General features: G+C 57.7%; 17 protein-coding genes. 14 read left to right on the forward strand and 3 right to left on the reverse strand.

Annotated elements, in window-relative coordinates:
- Positions 1-67: 67 nt before the first annotated feature.
- On the reverse strand, positions 68-2020 hold the full coding sequence (gene acs, locus FHW16_RS08455) for an acetate--CoA ligase (RefSeq protein WP_182548621.1): 1953 nt from the start codon (positions 2018-2020) through the stop codon (positions 68-70).
- Positions 2021-2316: 296 nt separating this feature from the next.
- Between acs and FHW16_RS08460 the strand changes: the two genes are divergently transcribed.
- On the forward strand, positions 2317-2859 hold the full coding sequence (locus FHW16_RS08460; protein WP_182548622.1) for a YcbK family protein: 543 nt from the start codon (positions 2317-2319) through the stop codon (positions 2857-2859).
- A gap of 11 nt (positions 2860-2870) precedes the next feature.
- Here FHW16_RS08460 and FHW16_RS08465 read toward each other — a convergent pair whose 3' ends face one another.
- On the reverse strand, positions 2871-3536 hold the full coding sequence (locus tag FHW16_RS08465) for a YggS family pyridoxal phosphate-dependent enzyme (protein WP_182548623.1): 666 nt from the start codon (positions 3534-3536) through the stop codon (positions 2871-2873).
- 120 nt (positions 3537-3656) lie between these two features.
- Between FHW16_RS08465 and leuS the strand changes: the two genes are divergently transcribed.
- The 11 genes from leuS (at position 3657) to FHW16_RS08520 (ending at position 15983) form a co-directional block, all read left to right on the forward strand.
- Positions 3657-6287 (forward strand): leucine--tRNA ligase, encoded by a 2631-nt coding sequence (gene leuS, locus FHW16_RS08470; RefSeq protein WP_182548624.1) that lies wholly within the window; start codon positions 3657-3659, stop codon positions 6285-6287.
- Positions 6274-6855, forward strand: a complete 582-nt coding sequence (locus FHW16_RS08475; protein WP_182548625.1) for an LPS assembly lipoprotein LptE — start codon at positions 6274-6276, stop codon at positions 6853-6855. Before leuS ends, FHW16_RS08475 begins: the two co-directional genes overlap by 14 nt.
- Before the next feature lie 21 nt (positions 6856-6876).
- Positions 6877-8037, forward strand: a complete 1161-nt coding sequence (locus FHW16_RS08480; RefSeq protein WP_182548626.1) for an AAA family ATPase — start codon at positions 6877-6879, stop codon at positions 8035-8037.
- 149 nt (positions 8038-8186) lie between these two features.
- Complete coding sequence (gene tauA, locus FHW16_RS08485) at positions 8187-9194, forward strand: taurine ABC transporter substrate-binding protein (RefSeq protein WP_182548627.1); 1008 nt, start codon at positions 8187-8189, stop codon at positions 9192-9194.
- Between the two features lie 112 nt (positions 9195-9306).
- Positions 9307-10080 (forward strand): taurine ABC transporter ATP-binding protein, encoded by a 774-nt coding sequence (locus FHW16_RS08490; protein ID WP_182548628.1) that lies wholly within the window; start codon positions 9307-9309, stop codon positions 10078-10080.
- Positions 10077-10928 carry an ABC transporter permease subunit gene (locus FHW16_RS08495; protein WP_182548629.1) on the forward strand — a complete coding sequence of 284 codons (852 nt, stop codon included), beginning with the start codon at positions 10077-10079 and terminating at the stop codon, positions 10926-10928. Before FHW16_RS08490 ends, FHW16_RS08495 begins: the two co-directional genes overlap by 4 nt.
- A 217-nt stretch (positions 10929-11145) precedes the next feature.
- A complete protein-coding gene (locus FHW16_RS08500; RefSeq protein WP_182548630.1) occupies positions 11146-12102 on the forward strand; it encodes an aliphatic sulfonate ABC transporter substrate-binding protein in 957 nt (318 codons plus the stop codon).
- Between the two features lie 58 nt (positions 12103-12160).
- Positions 12161-13330: an FMNH2-dependent alkanesulfonate monooxygenase gene (gene ssuD, locus FHW16_RS08505; protein WP_182548631.1), complete on the forward strand. Its 1170-nt coding sequence runs from the start codon at positions 12161-12163 to the stop codon at positions 13328-13330.
- Entirely contained in the window at positions 13327-14106 is a 780-nt protein-coding gene (locus FHW16_RS08510; protein ID WP_182548632.1) for an ABC transporter permease subunit, read from the forward strand. The genes ssuD and FHW16_RS08510 overlap by 4 nt, the downstream gene beginning before the upstream one ends.
- A 9-nt stretch (positions 14107-14115) precedes the next feature.
- Complete coding sequence (locus FHW16_RS08515; RefSeq protein ID WP_182548633.1) at positions 14116-14922, forward strand: ATP-binding cassette domain-containing protein; 807 nt, start codon at positions 14116-14118, stop codon at positions 14920-14922.
- Positions 14923-14972: 50 nt separating this feature from the next.
- On the forward strand, positions 14973-15983 hold the full coding sequence (locus tag FHW16_RS08520) for an isopenicillin N synthase family dioxygenase (RefSeq protein ID WP_182548634.1): 1011 nt from the start codon (positions 14973-14975) through the stop codon (positions 15981-15983).
- 108 nt (positions 15984-16091) lie between these two features.
- Here the strand turns inward: FHW16_RS08520 and fsa are convergent, their stop codons facing one another.
- On the reverse strand, positions 16092-16745 hold the full coding sequence (gene fsa, locus FHW16_RS08525) for a fructose-6-phosphate aldolase (RefSeq protein WP_182548635.1): 654 nt from the start codon (positions 16743-16745) through the stop codon (positions 16092-16094).
- Between the two features lie 91 nt (positions 16746-16836).
- Here fsa and FHW16_RS08530 point away from each other — a divergent pair, with 91 nt between their 5' ends.
- Positions 16837-19020, forward strand: a complete 2184-nt coding sequence (locus FHW16_RS08530) for a primosomal protein N' (RefSeq protein ID WP_182548636.1) — start codon at positions 16837-16839, stop codon at positions 19018-19020.
- A gap of 39 nt (positions 19021-19059) precedes the next feature.
- Positions 19060-19452 carry a DUF4345 family protein gene (locus FHW16_RS08535; RefSeq protein WP_182548637.1) on the forward strand — a complete coding sequence of 131 codons (393 nt, stop codon included), beginning with the start codon at positions 19060-19062 and terminating at the stop codon, positions 19450-19452.
- Positions 19453-19622 lie beyond the last annotated feature (170 nt).

A 19622-nucleotide genomic window follows, 5' to 3' on the forward strand; every position in this document is an offset into this window, starting at 1 on the left:
TACAGTCGTCCACTTCCCTCATGGTGAGCTTGTCGAACCACGCACAGTGTTTCCGGTCAGCGGATCATCAGCCCTTTTTGTTCTGCCGGTTGGCGATCAAGTCATCGACAACGGCGGGATCGGCCAATGTCGATGTATCGCCCAATGAGCCGAAATCGTCCTCGGCGATCTTGCGCAGGATGCGGCGCATGATCTTGCCCGAGCGTGTCTTGGGCAAGCCCGGTGCGAACTGGATCTTGTCCGGAGAGGCAATTGGCCCGATTTCCTTGCGCACGTGGGTGACGAGTTCCTTGCGCAGCTCGTCCGTACCTTCAAGGCCGGCCATCAGCGTGACATAACAATAGATGCCCTGACCTTTGAGATCATGCGGGTAGCCGACGACGGCGGCTTCCGAAACCGTATCATGAGATACAAGGGCGGATTCCACCTCGGCAGTGCCCATGCGGTGCCCCGAGACATTGAGCACATCATCAACGCGGCCGGTGATCCAGTAATAGCCGTCCTTGTCGCGGCGGCAGCCGTCCCCGGTAAAATACTTGCCCTTGTATGTGGAGAAGTAAGCCTCAATGAAGCGTTTGTGATCGCCATAAAGCGTGCGCATCTGGCCCGGCCATGAGTCGGTGATGCAGAGGTTGCCATCGGCAGCGCCTGCCAGCACATCCCCTTCATTGTCGACAAGCTGCGGCTGTACGCCGAAGAATGGGCGCGTGGCAGAACCCGGTTTCAGGTCGGTGGCACCCGGCAACGGGGTGATGAGAATGCCGCCGGTTTCCGTCTGCCACCAGGTATCGACGATGGGCGAGCGCTTGTCGCCGACCACCTGATAGTACCATTCCCAGGCTTCCGGATTGATCGGTTCGCCGACGGAGCCAAGAATACGCAGCGACTTGCGTGAAGTCTTCTTGACCGGTTCATCCCCGGCACTCATCAACGCGCGAATGGCAGTGGGAGCCGTGTAGAAGATATTGACCTTGTGCTTGTCGATGACTTCCCAGAAGCGCGAATTGGTCGGGTAGTTGGGAACACCCTCGAACATCAGCGTTGTAGCACCGTTGGCAAGCGGGCCATAGACGATGTAGGAATGGCCAGTGACCCAGCCCACGTCGGCCGTACACCAGTAAATATCGCCGTCGTGATAATCGAAGACATATTGGTGGGTCATCGAGGCGTAGACGAGATAGCCGCCGGTCGTGTGCAGCACACCCTTCGGCTTGCCGGTGGAACCCGAAGTGTAAAGGATGAACAGCGGGTCTTCCGCCTTCATTTTTTCCGGCTTGCAATCGGGCTTAACGCTGAGAATTTCCTCGTGGTACCAGAAATCGCGGTTGGGTGCCCAGGTGGTCTTGCCGCCGGTGCGGCGGACAACCAGCACGCTCTTCACCATCACATGATGCTTGGCGGCGATGTCGATGGCCTTGTCGGTGTTATCCTTGAGCGGGATCGGCTTGCCGCCGCGCATGCCTTCATCGGCGGTGATGACGAAGGTCGATTCGCAATCAATGATACGGCCTGCCAGGGCATCGGGCGAGAAGCCGCCGAAAACAACGGAATGGACAGCGCCGATACGCGAGCAGGCGAGCATGGCGTAGGTCGCTTCCACAATCATCGGCATGTAGATCGTTACACGGTCACCCTTCTTGACCCCGTGCTTTTTCAGCACGTTGGCGAGACGGCAGACCTGCTCGTGCAGTTCGTTATAGGTGACTTTCTTGTCGAGATAGGGATTGTCACCTTCCCAGATAATGGCGACCTGATCGCCGCGCGTCTTCAGATGCCGGTCGATACAGTTGTAAGAGACGTTGGTCTGGCCATCCTCAAACCATTTGATTGAGACCTTGCCGTCGAAGGAAGTGTTTTTGACCTTGGTGTAAGGCTTGAACCAATCGATGCGCTTGCCGTGCTTGGACCAGAACTTCTCCGGATCCTTGATGCTCTGCTTGTACCAGGCGAGGTACGTTTCATTGTCGATAAGCGCGTTTTTCTTCGCGCTTGGCAGCACGGGATAGACCTTCTCGGACATCAATTTCCTCCAAACCTGAGCTGACGGGCCTCCACCCGGATGCCTCCCGGAGAGAGAGGCGCATGGCCTTCATTATCACCATGCAAATCGATGCGTAAATACAACAAATGCCCCTGAGGGAATGGCGTTCCGTCGCACACGATCCACAACGCATTGTAATATTGCGTTACATTTTGTTATGGGCCGTGGTCCATTTTGAACACATTTTGCCTTAGACCGTCACTGCCTTGACTGGGGAGGATAATTTTGGCGCGCCGTGTGGACTGAGAAGCGCGTGCCCAATCAAGGACTGATGAATGACGATGTTACTCTTGCGCAGCGTTGTGTTTTGCGCAAAATCGGCCTCTCTGGCGCTTGCCCTGCTCGGGCTTGCTTTTACCATTCCCGCGACCGCCGGTACGCTACCTGAGCCTGCCAACCCATGGAAAAGGCTTGGTGCGCATCTCTTTGATGAGGAGCATGCGCATTTGCTCGGCGACTCCCTGTTCGACAAGATCAATCCGCTGGTTCTCGCTGCCATGCCGCGCGGCAAAGCCTACGTCCAGTACAAGGCGCCGGCCAATTGCGTACCGGAGCGGCTGAAGAATGTCTTGAACCGCGTTTCGGCGAGTTACGGGCCGATCACCGTGAATTCGACGGTGCGCTCACGCAACGGAAACCGCAGGGTAGGCGGTCGGGAAAAATCCTATCACCTGAGCTGCCAGGCTGTTGATTTCCGTGTGCACGGAAGCGCTTCCGGCCTTTTGCAGCATCTGTCGGGCAGCAAGGAAGTCGGCGGTTTCAAGCGCTATCCTGCGGGTTACTACCACATCGATACCGGACCGCGCCGCAGCTGGTAACTGGCGGGTCTTCAGGTTCGGCTGCCGAAAATTGCAGACCCGACGCGCACTGACGTCGCGCCGAAGCCGACGGCAATCTCATAATCGCCTGACATGCCCATGGACAGCTTTTCGACGTCCGCTTCGCGCGCGATCTTTTCCAGAAGCGCAAAGTGCGGGCCGGGATTCTCATCGGCGGGCGGAATACACATCAGGCCCTCGATGGCCAGGCCATGGATGGCACGGCAGCGTTTGACGAAGGCGACGGCTTCCTTCGGTTCAATCCCGGCCTTTTGAGGTTCTGAGCCAGTATTGACCTGAACATAGAGTTTGGGAAATCGGTTCTGCTTCTTCATTTCAGCTGCGAGGGCCGCTGCGATCTTTTCCCGGTCGACCGTTTCGATAACATCAAACAGTGCAACGGCGTCTTCACTCTTGTTTGACTGCAATGGTCCAATGAGATGTAGCTCGATATCCGCATAATCCTCGCGCAAACGCGGCCATTTCGACTGTGCTTCCTGAACCCGGTTTTCACCGAAGACGCGCTGTCCGGCATCAAGAACGGGGCGAATCTCGTCGGATTCGAAGGTTTTCGATACGGCAACGAGCGTCACCGAGCCTTCCCTGCGGTTGGCTTCCAGTTCGGCTTTCACAATAGCCTTTCGAACGGCAAGAAGGTGTTCAACGGCGGTCGACATGGTCAGGCAGGTCCTTTTTGATGCAGTTTCGCGCGGTTCCCTCATTGTCTATGGTTGACGCTCTGGTCAATCCATGGTGAAGGTCCGCCCATCACTATCCTTTGCAAGAGAATCCCGTTCATGGCAACCGAACGATACAATCCCCGCGTAGCCGAGAAGCATTGGCAAGAGGTTTGGGACGAAGCCAAGCTCTTCGAAACCAACAATGATGATCCGCGCGATCCTTACTATGTGCTCGAGATGTTCCCGTATCCGTCGGGACGTATCCATATGGGGCATGTGCGCAACTACGCCATGGGCGATGTAGTTGCCCGCTACAAGCGTGCCAAGGGATTCAATGTCCTCCATCCGATGGGATGGGATGCGTTCGGCATGCCCGCAGAAAATGCGGCGATGCAGAACAAGGTGCATCCCAAGGAATGGACGTATCAGAACATCGCGAGCATGCGTAGCCAGTTGAAATCCATGGGGCTTTCGCTGGACTGGTCGCGTGAATTTGCGACCTGCGATGTCGAATATTACCACCGCCAGCAGATGCTGTTCCTGGACTTTGTCGAGAAGGGGCTGGTGACGCGCAAATCCTCCAAGGTCAATTGGGACCCCGAGGACATGACGGTGCTTGCCAACGAGCAGGTTATCGATGGCCGTGGATGGCGCTCCGGCGCGCTGGTTGAACAGCGTGAACTGACGCAATGGTTCTTCAAGATCACCGATTTCAATGAAGAGTTGCTGGGCGCTCTGGATGGTCTCGATCAGTGGCCGGACAAGGTGCGGCTGATGCAGCGCAACTGGATCGGCAAGTCAGAGGGCATGCTGATCCGCTGGGCGCTGGATGCCAAGTCGCAGATTGGCGGCGTGACGGAAGTCGAAGTTTATACGACACGGCCCGATACCCTGTTCGGCGCATCGTTCCTGGCGATTGCCGCGGATCACCCGCTGGCCAAGAAAGCCGCGGAAGATAATCCTGATCTCGCTGAATTCAACGAGGAGTGCCGCCGCGCGGGTACCTCCCTCGCTGCCCTGGAAACGGCCGAGAAACGCGGTTTCGACACCGGTCTGCGTGTCAAGCATCCTCTCGATGAAAATTGGACGTTGCCGGTCTATGTCGCGAACTTCGTGCTGATGGATTACGGCACGGGCGCGATTTTCGGTTGCCCGTCCGGCGATCAGCGCGATCTGGACTTTGCCAACAAGTATGGTTTGCCTGTCGTGGCCGTCGTCATGCCCGAGGGCGGCGATGCCGCGACATTCCAGATCACTGAAACGGCCTATGTCGACGATGGCGTGATGATCAACTCGCGCTTCCTTGATGGGCTGTCTCCTGCGGAGGCCTTTGACGAGGTTGCAAAGCGGCTGGAACAACAGTCGATCGGCGGCCGCCCGCAGGGCGAACGCAAGGTCAATTTCCGCCTGCGTGACTGGGGTATCTCCCGTCAACGCTACTGGGGTTGCCCGATTCCGATGATCCATTGCGATGATTGCGGTGTCGTTCCTGTTCCCAAGGCTGATTTGCCGGTAAAGCTGCCGGATGACGTGGAATTCGATCGACCGGGCAATCCGCTCGACCGGCATCCGACATGGCGGCATGTCAATTGTCCGCAGTGCGGCAAGGCTGCACGGCGCGAAACCGACACGATGGATACGTTCGTCGATTCATCCTGGTATTTTGCCCGTTTCACTGCGCCATGGGAGAACGAGCCGACGGACCCGAAGGCGGCCAATCACTGGCTGCCGGTTGATCAATATATCGGCGGTATCGAGCATGCGATCCTGCATCTGCTGTACTCGCGCTTCTTTACCCGTGCCATGAAAGTCGCTGGTCATCTTGATATCAGCGAGCCGTTCAAGGGCCTGTTCACACAGGGCATGGTTGTTCACGAGACCTACCGGCTTGGGACGGGTGCCAATGGAAGCTGGGTCACACCGGCGGAAGTGCGGCTGGAGGAAAGCGATGGCAAGCGCCGGGCGATTTTGATTGCCACGGGTGACGAGGTGGAAATCGGCTCAATCGAAAAAATGTCGAAGTCGAAAAAGAACGTTGTCGATCCGGATGATATTATCGCTTCCTATGGTGCCGATACTGCACGTTGGTTCATGCTGTCCGATTCACCGCCCGAACGGGATGTGATCTGGACCGAAGCGGGAGCAGAGGGTGCACACCGCTTTGTTCAACGTGTCTGGCGGTTGATTTCCGAAGCAGCGCCTGCCCTGCAGGATGCGATCGCCGCCCCAGCCTCTGAGGGTGATGCAGCGGCGATTTCCAAGGCAGCACACAGAACGGTGAAAGCCGTAGGCGAAGACATTGAGAAGCTGGCTTTCAATAAGGCTGTTGCCAGACTCTATGAACTCGTCAATGTACTGGCTGCCCCCTTGCAGAAAATTGCGGCCGGTGACGCGGATGCGGCAACGATTGCTGCCTGCCGTGAAGCAACTGACATGCTGATCGCCATGATCGCGCCGATGATGCCGCATCTGGCGGAGGAGTGCTGGAAAGCACTCAAGGGCACGGGTCTCGTTGCCGACAGGGCCTGGCCGCATTATGATGATGCACTGATCGTTGAGAACACCGTCACAATGCCTGTGCAGATTAACGGAAAGAAGCGTGGTGATTTGACAATTGCCCGCGATGCGGATCAATTGACGGTCGAAAAGGCCGCCCTTGAACTTGATTTTGTCAAAATGGCCTTGAACGGTAATCCGCCGAAGAAAGTCATTATCGTACCGCAGAGGATCATCAATGTCGTTGCCTGATCGTTTCCAGCCGTTTTCCGGCTCCAAGCGTTTGCTGTCCGCGTGCGTTCTCGGCATGGCTCTGATCGCTGGCGGTTGCCAGGTTCGACCGCTTTATTCCAATCCGGGCCCGGTTGCCGGTGCAGGCGCTGGTGTGAGTGGCAGCGTGCAGTCAAAACTGGCCAGTATCACCATCCCTGAAGTGGGCACGCGCGAAGCGCAACAGGTGCGCAACAATCTGATCTTCATGTTTAATCATGGAGCCGGACAGCCTGCGAGTGCGGCTTATACGTTGCAACTCAGTGTTGGCTATCAGGATTTGTCGCTGGCTCTTATCCAGAACGCAACCAACGACAAGTCGGGTCAGCCGACAGCCGGTTCTATGCGTATGACAGGCAGCTATACGCTGACCCGCATTTCCGACGGTAAAGTTGTTGGCAAGGGCACGCGCCTTATCACGGCAGACTACGATGCGCCGAGACAGCGTTACGCCGTGCTTCGGGCCCAGCGCGACGCGATCAATCGGGCAGCACGTGAAACCGCGGAAGCATTGAATCTCAGCGTGGCGCAGGACATGTCCAAGCTTTGAAATTATGACGGGTGGCATTCCATGCGCCTGATTTCCCTATCAGCGATCGGTTACCGGTCGCTGCAGTCGATCCGTCTGGATATCCGCCAACTCGCCGTGTTCATTGGCGAGAACGGTGTCGGTAAATCCAATCTTTATCGCGCCATGCAGATGATAAAAGCCGCGGCGGAGGGTACGCTTTCCTATGAGATAGCGCGGGAGGGCGGTATGCAATCGGCGTTGTGGACCGGTAAACGCAAACCGGGCCCGGTAAGGATGATTTTCAGCGCTTCTTTTGACGATGACGAGGAAGCGATCCGGACCGGCCATGCCGTTCGAACGGGCTTTGCCCCGACTTACAGCATTGAGATAGGACTGAGACCCCCTGCTGCGGCAGGCTTTGCCTTTGAGCCTCAGATCAAGGAAGAAGCTCTCACCATCGATTCCGGGCGCCGGCCAGTCGAGATGATGGGTCGCAAGGGGCCAGCCGTGTTCGCTCGCGACGATAGCGGCCGAAGAATCGAGCACCCGGTTCGGTTACTCGATTCGGAGACAGCACTCTCGACCCTTAGGAATGCTGGGCGATATCCCGAAATTGGGGATCTGCGGGCCACGATTCTCGGATGGCGATTTTATCATGGCTTCCGGACGGATCGCGATTCGCCGATCCGCCAGCCCGCCTTGGCAATTACCGCGCCGATGCTGGATGAGGACGGCAAGAATCTGGCTGCTGTTTTCGCGACGCTGGTTCACATCCGCGAGGATACCGCCGATCTTGATCATTGCGTTGCATCTGCCCTCGGCGGCGCAGTGCTGGATGTACCGGTTCCGGGCGAAACCGCAACATTCGGTTTGCAACTGCCGGAATTCCCGCAACGCATCTTCCGGCCGGAAGAACTGTCAGACGGTCAGATCCGGTTTCTGGCGCTGGCGGGAGCATTGCTTTCCTATCGTTTGCCCCGGCTTATCGCGCTGAATGAGCCGGAAACCAGCCTGCATCCGTCCATGCTTCCCGCGCTGGCTGAAATGATTACGAACGCCGCCGAACGGACACAGGTTTGGATCGTCACCCATTCGCGTATCCTTGCCGACGAAATTGAGGCGAGAACCGGCACGCGCGCCCTGACAGTGGTGCGTGACCATGGCGCCACAACCATCAAAGGCATGCGCCTGTCCGGTAGCTATGCGGATGACGACGACTGACGGTTTGTTTACCGTCATTTCTCTGGAGAAGCATCGCCGGAAGAAATAATTTTCTCCTAGCGGCAGAATCTTGGCAGATCGTAACTCTACAATTCGAGTAGAGGCGACCAGAGTTGGAACAGAAATGTTTCAACAGGTCAGGATCACCGATGTTTACCCGCCGCCATTTCCTTGCTGCGACGACTGTTCTCTTCAGTCTCGGGGCGTTTTCCACCGCACAGGCGGAAGATCTGAAGATTACTATCGGCTATCAGACGGTGGTCGAGCCATCGAAGGTCCCGCAGGCGGACGCTGCTTATGAAAAGGCAGCGGCCGCCAAAATCGATTGGCGGAAGTTTGATTCCGGAGCGGATGTCATCGCCGCAGTCGCTTCCGGCTCAGTTGATATCGGCTATGTCGGGTCCAGCCCGCTGGCGGCTGCCGCCAGCCGTGAGCTACCGATCCAGACCATTCTTGTCGTCGGCCTCATCGGCGAATCGGAAGCACTGGTCGCCCGCAACGGTTCCAATGTCAGCACGATTGCGGATTTGGCCGGCAAGAAAGTGGCTGTCCCCTTTGTGTCAACGACACACTACAGCCTGCTTGCCGCATTGAAGCATGAAGGTGTCGATTCACAATCCGTCAATATCCTCAACCTGCGTCCGCCCGAGATCGCTGCAGCGTGGGAGCGTGGCGATATCGACGCGGCCTACGTGTGGGATCCGGCACTTGGCCAGATCAGGACCAGTGGGAAAATCATCGTCGATTCATCGAAGGTGGCGCAGTGGGGCGCGCCCACATTTGACGCCTGGATCGTCCGCACGGAATTCGCCGAAAAACACCCGGATGCCGTTCGCGATTTCGTCAAGGTAACCGGTGCGGCCTATGCTGATTATCTGGCGAAACCGGATGCATGGTCCGCGACATCGCCGCAGGCCGAGAAGATCAGCCGCCTGACCGGTGCAAAGGTGGATGATGTGCCGCTTCTGTTGAAGGGCTATGTTTTCCCGACGCTGACGGAACAGGCGTCTGCCAAGTTTCTGGGGGGTGACACGGTTAAAGCAATTGCAGCCACGTCCGAGTTTCTCAAAGAGCAGGGGAAGATCGACGCTGTCCTTCCCGACTACTCGAAATATGCAACGGCAAAGTTCGTGGAGGCGGCAATCGCATCGAACTGAGTTCAAATCTTGATAGTGCGGGGGCGTTCGTGTGTCCTTTCCGGTCTTCGGGGTACCCACTCCCCCGACCGCCGGAAAGGCCACGGACGCCGCCGTTCAACCGGTAGACCCCATGGCACATCTCGTTCTCGATCATGTTTCCGTTCACTACGAAGGTCAGACGCAGCCAGCCGTCGTGCAGGCCAGCATTTCTGTCAAATCGGGTGATTTCGTCGTGCTGGTGGGCCGGTCCGGTTGCGGCAAGACGACATTGCTCAACACGGCTGCCGGATTGGTCACGCCTACCGGAGGAGCGGTGACGGTGGATGGGAGAAACATCACGTCACCGGGTGCTGATCGCGCCGTTGTATTTCAGAATGACGCGCTATTTCCCTGGTTGAGCGTAAAGGACAATGTCGGCTTTGCCCTGAAACTGCGCGGAGTGCCTCAACAGGAAAGGGACGCTGCCGCAACGCGCCTGCTTGAACGGGTCAAGCTCGATGGCATCGGCGGTAAGGCGATCTGGGAATTGTCCGGCGGTATGCGCCAAAGGGTTGGGCTCGCCCGGGCACTGGCGGCGGAGCCGGATTTTCTGTTGATGGACGAGCCGCTGGGTGCACTTGATGCCTTGACGCGTGAGCGTATGCAGACACTGCTTCTCGATATCTGGGCCGCCAACTCCGTTGGCGTTCTTATGGTGACCCACGGCATTGACGAGGCGCTGCTGCTCGCAACGCGTATCGTGGTGCTCGCTCCGGGTCCAGGTAGGATTGTCAGGCAGATGGAGGCCGGTTTTGGCCGCCGCTATGTGGGCGGCGAACCCGTACGGTCGATCAAGGCTGACCCGGCGTTCAATCGGGCCCGTGCCGAGCTCGAGGATTCCATCTTCGAAGGAGAGACTGCATGACACTCTCCATAGAAGCCAGCGGTGATATTGCAGATGCTGCTGTCGGGAGCGTACCGACGGAGCCGAAGGCAAAGCCCTCAGCGAAACGAACTGCGCGCATTGCCAGCGCAGTGACCGTTACTGGCTTGCTGCTGCTCTGGATCGTCTCGGCGCATTTCAAACTGGTTTCTCCGGTTTTTCTGCCCTCACCGGCGGCGGTGCTGTGGAAGTTCTATTCAGTCGCGACCAATGGTTTTGTCGACGCCACATTGTGGCAGCATCTCCTTGCAAGCCTGTTGCGGGTGTTTGCCGCGCTGTTGTTTGCATTGCTTGTGGCTGTTCCCGCAGGCATCGCCATTGGTGTCAGTGCCGTCGGGCGCGGCATATTCGATCCGATCATCGAGTTCATCAGACCGATTCCGCCGCTGGCCTATCTGCCGCTGGTCATTATCTGGTTTGGCATAGGCGAGCCGTCCAAGATCCTGGTGATCGCGATTGCCATGCTGGCGCCCATTGCCATTTCAACGGCCGCGGGTGTCAAAGGTGCATCCCTCGACCGGATCAATGCTGCGAGGGCGCTCGGGGCCACACGGTTGCAGGTTATCCGTCATGTGATTTTGCCAAGTGCACTTCCCAACATCCTGACCGGGTTGCGTATTGCGCTAGGTGCAGGATGGTCGACGCTGGTTGCCGCCGAACTGGTGGCTGCCACACGCGGCCTTGGATTTATGATTCAGTCCGCGGCGCAGTTTCTGGTCACGGATGTGGTTATCATGGGCATTTTCGTTATTGCCGGTGTGGCGTTCATTCTGGAGATCGGAATCCGGCGGCTCGAGCGGCTACTCGTGCCTTGGGCCGGGAAGGAATAAATTGCTCGCAAATGAGAGGCACGGCGTGAAATCGCCCGCCTTTGCTTGAGCGGGCGCGGTTATCGGAAAACCAATCCGCATAGCCTGCATTATATGAAATATATTTTCTCTATAGAAATAGTCGGGTTGAATAGCATTGCAGCAGTTCCTGATCAGACAGGAGACCGTCGATCGCTTTTGATGACGTGTTCCCAACCGGCAGAATTGCGAGAGACCCATGTCCATACTGACACGCAGATTATTTGGTGCAGCTGTATTGGCTGTTGCGGCACTGGCTGCAACGGCCTCTTTTGCCGTCGAACCGTTACAGGAATTCAAGATCGGCTTTCAGAAAACGAGCTTGCCGGTCATTGCCCAGCAGCAGAAGGTCGTTGAAAAGGCGCTCGAGCCGAAAGGCATCAAGGTCAAATGGGTCGAATTTTCTGCTGGTCCGCCATTGGTTGAGGCGCTGAATGTCGGCAGCATCAATGTGGGATGGGTTGGCGATGCCCCGCCGATCTTCGGACAGTCCGCGGGTTCGGCCATTGTCTATGTCGCTGCGCTGCCATCCAATGGCAAAGGTGAGGCGATTTTCGTCAAGCCGGGTTCTTCAATCCAGTCTCTGGCCGATCTGAAAGGCAAGAAGGTTGGTGTTGGCAAGGGAACAAGTGCGCACAACCTGCTCGTGGCTGCCCTTGAAAAGGCGAAGGTCGGTTATGACGAGATCACGCCCATCTACCTCAGTCCCGCCGATGCAGCGGCAGCCTTTGCCAGCGACAAGATTGATGCGTGGGCGGTCTGGGATCCGTTCTTTGCCATTGCCGAAACCCGTTATCAGCCCCGCATTCTGGCGCGCTCCAGTGATGTGCTCGACGTCAACACGTACTTTCTGGCAAACCGCGACTTCGCCGCTGCGCATCCCGATGTCGTGACCACAACGGTTGCCGCCTTGAAGGAAGCCGCCACATGGGCCGATGCAAACAAGGACAAGGTTGCAGCGGCGCTGCATGAAGTTACAGGTGTTCCGCTCGAAGCGCAGACCATTGCAGCAAACCGTTCCGTATTCGGGATCTTTCCAATCACTCCCGAGATCATCGCGCATCAACAGGAAACGGCGGATCGTTTCTTCAAGCTGAAACTGATCCCGAAAGCCATCAAGATTTCCGATGCCGTTTGGACGGCACCCGGTAACTGAGCAAACAACTGGGGATGTGGAACCCATCCCGCACCTTGGAAAGAACTGGATACCCGTCATGACGCAGCCAGCAAACGCCTCGCAAGCCCCGCTCGACTTTTTCTGGTTCATTCCAACCCATGGGGATGGAACCTATCTTGGGTCGGAGACACAGCAACGGCCGCCCGAGTTCGCCTATTTCAAGGAGATTGCCCAGGCCGTGGACCGGTTGGGTTTCCCGGGCGTGCTGCTGCCGACGGGGCAAAGCTGTGAAGACTCCTGGATTACGGCCACAGGTCTTGCCGCCCATACGGAGCGATTGAAGTTTCTGGTTGCACTGCGCCCCGGCATTGTCTCGCCAGCTTTTGCCGCGCGGCAGACTGCGGCGCTTGATCGGCTCAGCAACGGCCGACTGCTGCTCAACGTGGTTGTCGGCGGCAACCCGACGGAACTCGCAGGCGATGGCGTCTTCCTGCCGCATGATCAACGTTACGAACAGGCGGCCGAGTTCCTGAAAATCTGGCGGGGACTGGTGACCGGCGAGACCGTTGATTTCGAGGGCAAGCATTACCGCGTTCAGGGCGGGCGGCTCGATTTGTTGCCGGTTCAGACCCCGCCGCCGCTTTACTTTGGCGGATCATCCGATGCGGGTCAGGATCTGGCAGCCGAGCAGGTGGATATGTATCTGACCTGGGGTGAACCAGTGGCGCAGGTTGCCGAAAAGATCGAGCGCGCGCGCAAGAGGGCAGCACTCAAGGGGCGCAAGCTGCGGTTCGGCATAAGGCTGCATTTCATTGTTCGCGAAACCGAGGACGAGGCTTGGGCAGCGGCTGACAGGCTGATCAGCCGCGTGACCGATGCGCAGATCGAGATTGCGCAGCAGCGCTTCCTCAAGGAAATGGATTCGGTTGGTCAGCGCCGCATGGCGGAACTGCATGGCGGACGTCGTGACAAGCTGCTTGTCGGGCCCAATCTGTGGGCAGGTGTCGGGCTGGTGCGCGGCGGTGCGGGCACAGCGCTGGTTGGTAATCCCGAAAGCATTGCGGCGCGGATCCGCGAATATCAGGACGTGGGTATCGATACAATTATCGGCTCCGGTTATCCGCATCTTGAAGAAGCCTATCGCGTCGCCGAGCTATTGTTCCCGAAATTGGGATTGGGTGGGCGGAAGAACACACTTCGACAAGAGATTGCGAACGAATTTGCCGTTGGTTCACACGGAGCCAAGCGGTTGCAGGCTACTTCATGAGCAGGGCGCTTCAATCCATCGGCCGTAGCGCCATAGGTTGGCTGCTTCCCGCCCTTCTGCTTGTCGGGTGGGAAATCGCATCCCGCGCCGGTGTCATCTCGGCCAATGTCCTGCCTGCACCTTCTGCCGTGGGCGCAGCTTTCTGGAAACTGCTTCTGTCAGGCGAACTGCTTGAAAATATACGCATATCGACGCTGCGGGCCTTGAGCGGCTTCGCCGTCGGCGGTGCCATCGGCTTTGGTCTCGGCCTTGCCAACGGGCTTTCAGCGCTCAGCCGCGGCCTCACCGACACCACCATCCAGATGATCCGCAATATCCCGCATCTTGCGCTGATCCCGCTGGTGATCCTGTGGTTCGGTATCGACGAGGAAGCAAAACTGTTTCTGGTTGCGCTCGGCGTTTTCTTTCCGATCTACATCAATACGCTTCTCGGTATTCAGGGTGTCGATCCGCAATTGGTTGAAATGGGCCGTATCTACGGCATGTCCCGTTCACAACTGTTTGTCCGGGTTATCCTGCCGGGCGCCTTGCCCTCCATCTTCGTCGGGCTGCGTTATGCGCTCGGGATCATGTGGCTGACGCTGATTGTGGCCGAGACGATCTCCGCATCCTCCGGCCTTGGCTATATGGCCATGCAGGCTCGAGAGTTCCTGCTGATCGATGTGGTTGTCCTGTCAATCCTGATTTATGCGCTTCTCGGAAAACTCGCTGATACTTTGGCGCGCTATCTCGAGCGGCTTTGCCTGCAATGGCATCCCGCCTTTCAAAACGCGTGAGGAACGACGATGACTGCAGCAACCATTACTGCCCGCCAATCCTTTACCGAAACCACAGCGCGTGCGACCGTAACGGCACAGGAGCGCAAGATTGCCTTCTCGTTCCGTAACGTTACCAAACGCTTCGGTGACAAGACCGTGCTGCAGGGTGTCGACCTTGATGTGCATGACGGCCAGTTCGTTGCCGTGATCGGCAAGAGCGGATGTGGAAAGAGCACATTGCTGCGGTTGCTGGCCGGGCTCGACAAACCAACATCAGGCGAACTTGTTCATGCTGATGAAACAAAGGATCAGAAACGCACGCGCATCATGTTTCAGGAACCGCGTCTCCTGCCATGGGCACGGGTTGGAGCCAACGTGGATGTCGGGTTGACCGGTATCGCCAAAGGAGTGGAGGTCCGGAAGAAGAGCCTGGATATCCTTGCAGAAGTCGGATTGGCAGATCGCAGCGAAGAGTGGCCCTCGGTGTTGTCGGGTGGTCAACGTCAGCGGGTGGCTCTGGCGCGTGCGCTGGTTGGCCACCCCAGCATTCTGGCTCTGGACGAGCCGCTCGGTGCGCTTGATGCCCTGACCCGCATTGAAATGCAGCAATTGCTTGAACGTATCTGGCTCAGCAAGAAATTTACAGCAGTGCTGGTGACCCATGACGTGGCGGAAGCGGTTGCCCTCGCGGATCGTGTTGTTGTGATCGACAGCGGCCGGATTGCCCTTGATCTGCCCATTCCGGTGGAGCGGCCGCGGCGGCATGCGTCGCCGGAACTTGCCTTCTTCGAGCGCCAGATTCTGGACCAGCTTTACAAGCAAAAAACACCTTGAAGTTGAATGCACCGAGATAGACAATCTGTTTGCATGCGGAGACCCGGACCATGAGCGCCCTGCCCAAAACCGACACACTGCCAACACTTGATTTCAGGCGTTATCGTGATCCTGCGCAACGGGAAGCTTTCTTCGAGGACTTGCGCCATGCAGCGCGGACCTATGGTTTCTTCTATCTGAGTGGCCATGGCGTTTCAGAGCAATTGCAAAAAGATGTTGTCGCTGTTTCCAAACGGTTCTTTGCCATGCCGGACGTGGACAAGCTCGCCGTCGAAATGGTCAATTCCCCGCATTTTCGCGGTTACACCCGTGCGGGCTGGGAGCGGACCAAAGGACAGGCGGATTGGCGCGAGCAGTTTGATGTGGGAGCAGAAAGAGCGGTCGTCAAACAGGACACAGCAACGCCCGCATGGTCGCGGCTGCAGGGGCCGAATCAGTGGCCGGACACCCTGCCTGATCTGAAATCCACAGTGCTGGAATGGCAGAACGAGCTGACCCGTGTTGCCATCGAGCTGCTGCAGGCCTTTGCAACAGCACTTGGGCAGGACAAGGATGTTTTCAAGCCGATCTATGAAAAGGCGCCCAACCAGCACCTGAAAATCATCCGCTATCCCGGCCGTGACGCAACAGGCAGCGATCAAGGTGTGGGCGCACACAAGGATAGCGGTTTTCTGACCCTGCTCCTGCAGGACGTGCAGGGCGGTTTGCAGGTGGAAAAGGATGGCGGGTGGATTGATGCCACACCGGTTTCCGGTACTTTCGTCATCAATATCGGTGAAATTCTCGAGCTGGCCTCGAATGGTTATCTCAAGGCGACCGTGCACCGGGTCGTCACGCCGCCATCGGGTAAGGACAGGCTATCGGTCGCGTTCTTCTTCGGCGCGGATCTCAATGCCAATGTGCCTTTGTTGACGCTGCCGGACGATCTTGCGCGGGAAGCGGGTGGTGCCGACTCCGACCCGGACAATCCGTTGTTCCGGGAAGTCGGGCGCAACTATCTCAAGGGGCGCCTGCGCTCGCATCCGGATGTCGCACAGCGCCACCACGCTGATCTGTTGTAGTTCTTTGGCCGGTACGAGGCGGGTTGATTTCGCCAGCGACACCCATAAACAAAACGCCCGCCGGTTTTGAACCGGCGGGCGTTTTGTCTTAAAAGGGATATGCCTGTATCAGGCGATTTTCTGACCAGTCTTAGCCCAATCTGCGAGGAAGGTCTCGAGGCCCTTGTCGGTCAGCGGATGCTTGACCAGTGCTTTGAGTGTTGCCGGCGGGATGGTGGCAACGTCGGCGCCGATCAGCGCAGCTTCCTTGACATGGTTGACCGTGCGAATCGATGCGGCAAGGATTTCTGTCTTGTAATCGTAATTGTCATAGATCGTGCGGATTTCCGCAATCAGATCCATGCCGTTGATGCCCATGTCATCGATGCGGCCAATGAATGGCGAGATGAATGTGGCGCCGGCCTTGGCAGCAAGCAGCGCCTGGGTGGCGGAGAAGCACAGCGTTACGTTGACCATGTGGCCATCGGAGCTGAGCGCCTTGCAGGCCTTCAGGCCATCGAGCGTCAGCGGAACCTTGATGCAGATGTTCTTGGCGATCTTGGAAAGAACCGCCGCTTCCTTCATCATCTGCTCATATTCGACAGCTGCAACCTCTGCAGAAACCGGACCATCGACGATGCTGCAGATTTCCTTGGTGACTTCCAGGATACTGCGACCGGATTTGAGGATCAACGACGGATTGGTTGTTACGCCGTCTAGCAATCCGAGATCGTTCAGCTCACGGATATCCTTCACATCAGCAGTATCGACAAAAAATTTCATTGGAGCAGTCCTCCTTAAATGGGGCTAAAGGGATGGTGTCCCGGAAAAGTGGCTTTTCTTTAACTGAAAGCCGCGCCAAGGTCACGAGGTTATGAAGCAAGATTCGCCTTCCGCGCAAAAAATTGTCCCAGTGCTCGTGCCTATGCCGGCAGCGAAGCCCTACAGCTATGCTGTGCCGGAAGGAATGGAGGTAAAAGCCGGCTCAATTGTTCGTGTCCCCTTGGGTCCGCGCGAGGTTGCGGGGATTGTGACAGAGGGTTCGACTGATTCGATTGATGCGAAAAAGCTGCGGCCGATCTCGGAGCTGTTCGATTGTCCTCCTGTGGACAATGACATGATGCGCTTCATGCGCTGGGCGGCGGATTATACGATCTCGCCACCGGGCATGGTGGCTCGGATGGTCCTGCGCGTGCCTGCTGCTTTCGATCCAGAGCCACCGGTGCCGGGTCTGCGTTTTTCCGGCCAGCAACCGGAACGGATGACTGGTGCGCGCTCGCGGGTGCTTGAACTGGCTGGTGACGGCCTTGCATGGACCCGCACGGGCTTGGCCCACGCCGCGGGGGTTTCGGCAACGGTGATCGACGGGCTTTCGGCGCAAGGCGTGTTCGAGGAAGTCATGATCCCCGCACGTCCCGTCGTTGCGCCGCCTGATCCGGACTATGCACCGGCCCAGCTCTCCGGTGATCAGGCCGATGCGGCAAAACAGCTGGTGGATGCAGTTTCGTCACGCGGTTTCTCCGTTTCCCTGCTGGATGGCGTGACGGGTTCCGGCAAGACGGAAGTCTATTTTGAAGCGGTGGCAAAGGCGATCGGGCAGGGAAAGCAGGTGCTGATCCTTCTACCTGAAATCGCCCTGACCCAGCAGTTTCTGGAACGCTTCCACGATCGTTTCGGCTCGAAACCCGCGGAATGGCATTCTGATCTCGCACCGAAAACGCGCGAGCGTGTCTGGCGGCAGGTGATGGAAGGACAGGTGCGGGTTGTCGCAGGCGCGCGCTCGGCACTGTTCCTGCCCTTTCGGGATCTGGGCCTCATCATTGTGGATGAAGAACATGACCCTGCCTACAAACAGGAGGACCGCGTTTTCTACAATGCACGCGACATGGCAGTGGTTCGTGGGCATATCGGCAGCTTCCCAGTCATTCTGGCTTCCGCCACGCCGTCCGTCGAGAGCCAGGTCAACGCCCTGCAGGGCCGCTATAACCGGATCCGCCTGACAGGCCGTTATGCGGAAGCGGCGATGCCGGATCTGAAAGCCATCGATATGCGCCGCTCGCCGCCGCGTCCCGGTGGCTTCCTGTCCCCGGCGCTGGTCGAGGCGATGAACCAGACCTTGCAGCGCAAGGAACAGTCACTGCTGTTTCTCAATCGCCGTGGCTATGCGCCTTTGACGCTGTGCCGGGTGTGCGGGCATCGCTTTCAGTGTCCGTGCTGCTCAAGCTGGCTGGTCGAGCATCGGTTTCGCGGCCAGCTTGTCTGCCATCAATGCGGACACAAGGAACCGCGGCCGGAGGCCTGTCCTTCCTGCGGGACGCTGGATCATCTCGTCGCCTGCGGACCGGGTGTCGAGCGTATTGCCGAGGAAGCGGAGAAAACCTTTCCCGAGGCGCGGATCATTGTCCTGTCTTCCGATCTGATGGGGGTGAAGCGGCTGCGGTTGGAGCTGGATGCAATTGCACGCGGTGAAGCCGATATTGTTATCGGCACGCAGCTTGTCGCAAAGGGACACAACTTCCCCAATATGACGCTGGTGGGCGTGGTCGACGCCGATCTTGGTCTGGCCAATGGCGACCCGCGGGCAGCAGAACGGACGTTCCAGTTGCTGAGCCAGGTGACCGGCCGGGCAGGACGCACCGGCAAGAAGAGTCTGGGCCTTCTGCAGACCTATCAGCCGGATCATCCTGTCATGCGTGCGATTGTCTCCGGTGATGCGGATGCCTTCTATGCACGGGAAATCGAGGAGCGGGAAAGATCCGGTTTGCCGCCCTATGGAAGGTTGGGTGCCCTTATCATCTCAGCCGGAACGCGGGCGGAAGCGGAAAACCACGCGCGGGCATTGCGCCGTGCTGCCCCGCAATCGCCAGAGATCAATGTGCTCGGTCCGGCAGAAGCGCCGCTTGCCCTTATCCGGGGGCAGCATCGTTTTCGTCTGCTGATCCACGGAACACGCAAGGCAGACATCCAGAATTTCATTCGCGCAATTCTGAGTGCCGGACCAAAAGAGCGTGGATCAGTGCGCGTTCAGATTGATATCGACCCGCAAAGTTTTCTATAAGCAAACAGCGGAAATGGTTAACGCAGCGGGGACGCAAGAATGATCGAATTGTATTGGCCAGCCAGTCAAGGCGAGTGGATCGCCTGGAGTTCTGCTGGCGTCACGGTTTTTTTTGGCCTGATCCTGTTTTTTGCACCCCGCATTGCATTCAGGATACTACGTCTGCAACCTGTTCCGGCGCATCCGGAAGCGCTGTCCGAGGCGCGGGCCACAATGGCAGGGTTCTATCTGGGACTTGGGCTTTGCGCCCTGCTCTTTGCGCAACCGTTTCTGTGGATCGCGCTCGGGGCCTCCTGGGGGTTCACGGTTTTTGGCCGCCTGATCTCGATGATGTCGGACCGGGGCAATACACTTTACAACTGGATTTCCGTGCTGATCGAGCTGGCGTTGGCAGTGGGGCCACTCCTGTTCGCCTTCGGCTTTATTGCCTAGGCGGGTCGTCCAAAAGTTGAGTGTCTAATTCAAAATTTGCCGCTGCGGCAATTCTGACGCCAGTTTTAGCGGATTCGCGTGTTGCGACTCCTGCTTCTCTATGCTAGACGGCATTCAAATCTCGTCGGGGGACAGTTTCAGAGTTGTTTCCGGGGCGATAAAAAATCAAT

Origin of the sequence: Phyllobacterium myrsinacearum (assembly GCF_014138285.1) — a bacterium.
Lineage (GTDB): Bacteria > Pseudomonadota > Alphaproteobacteria > Rhizobiales > Rhizobiaceae > Phyllobacterium > Phyllobacterium myrsinacearum_A.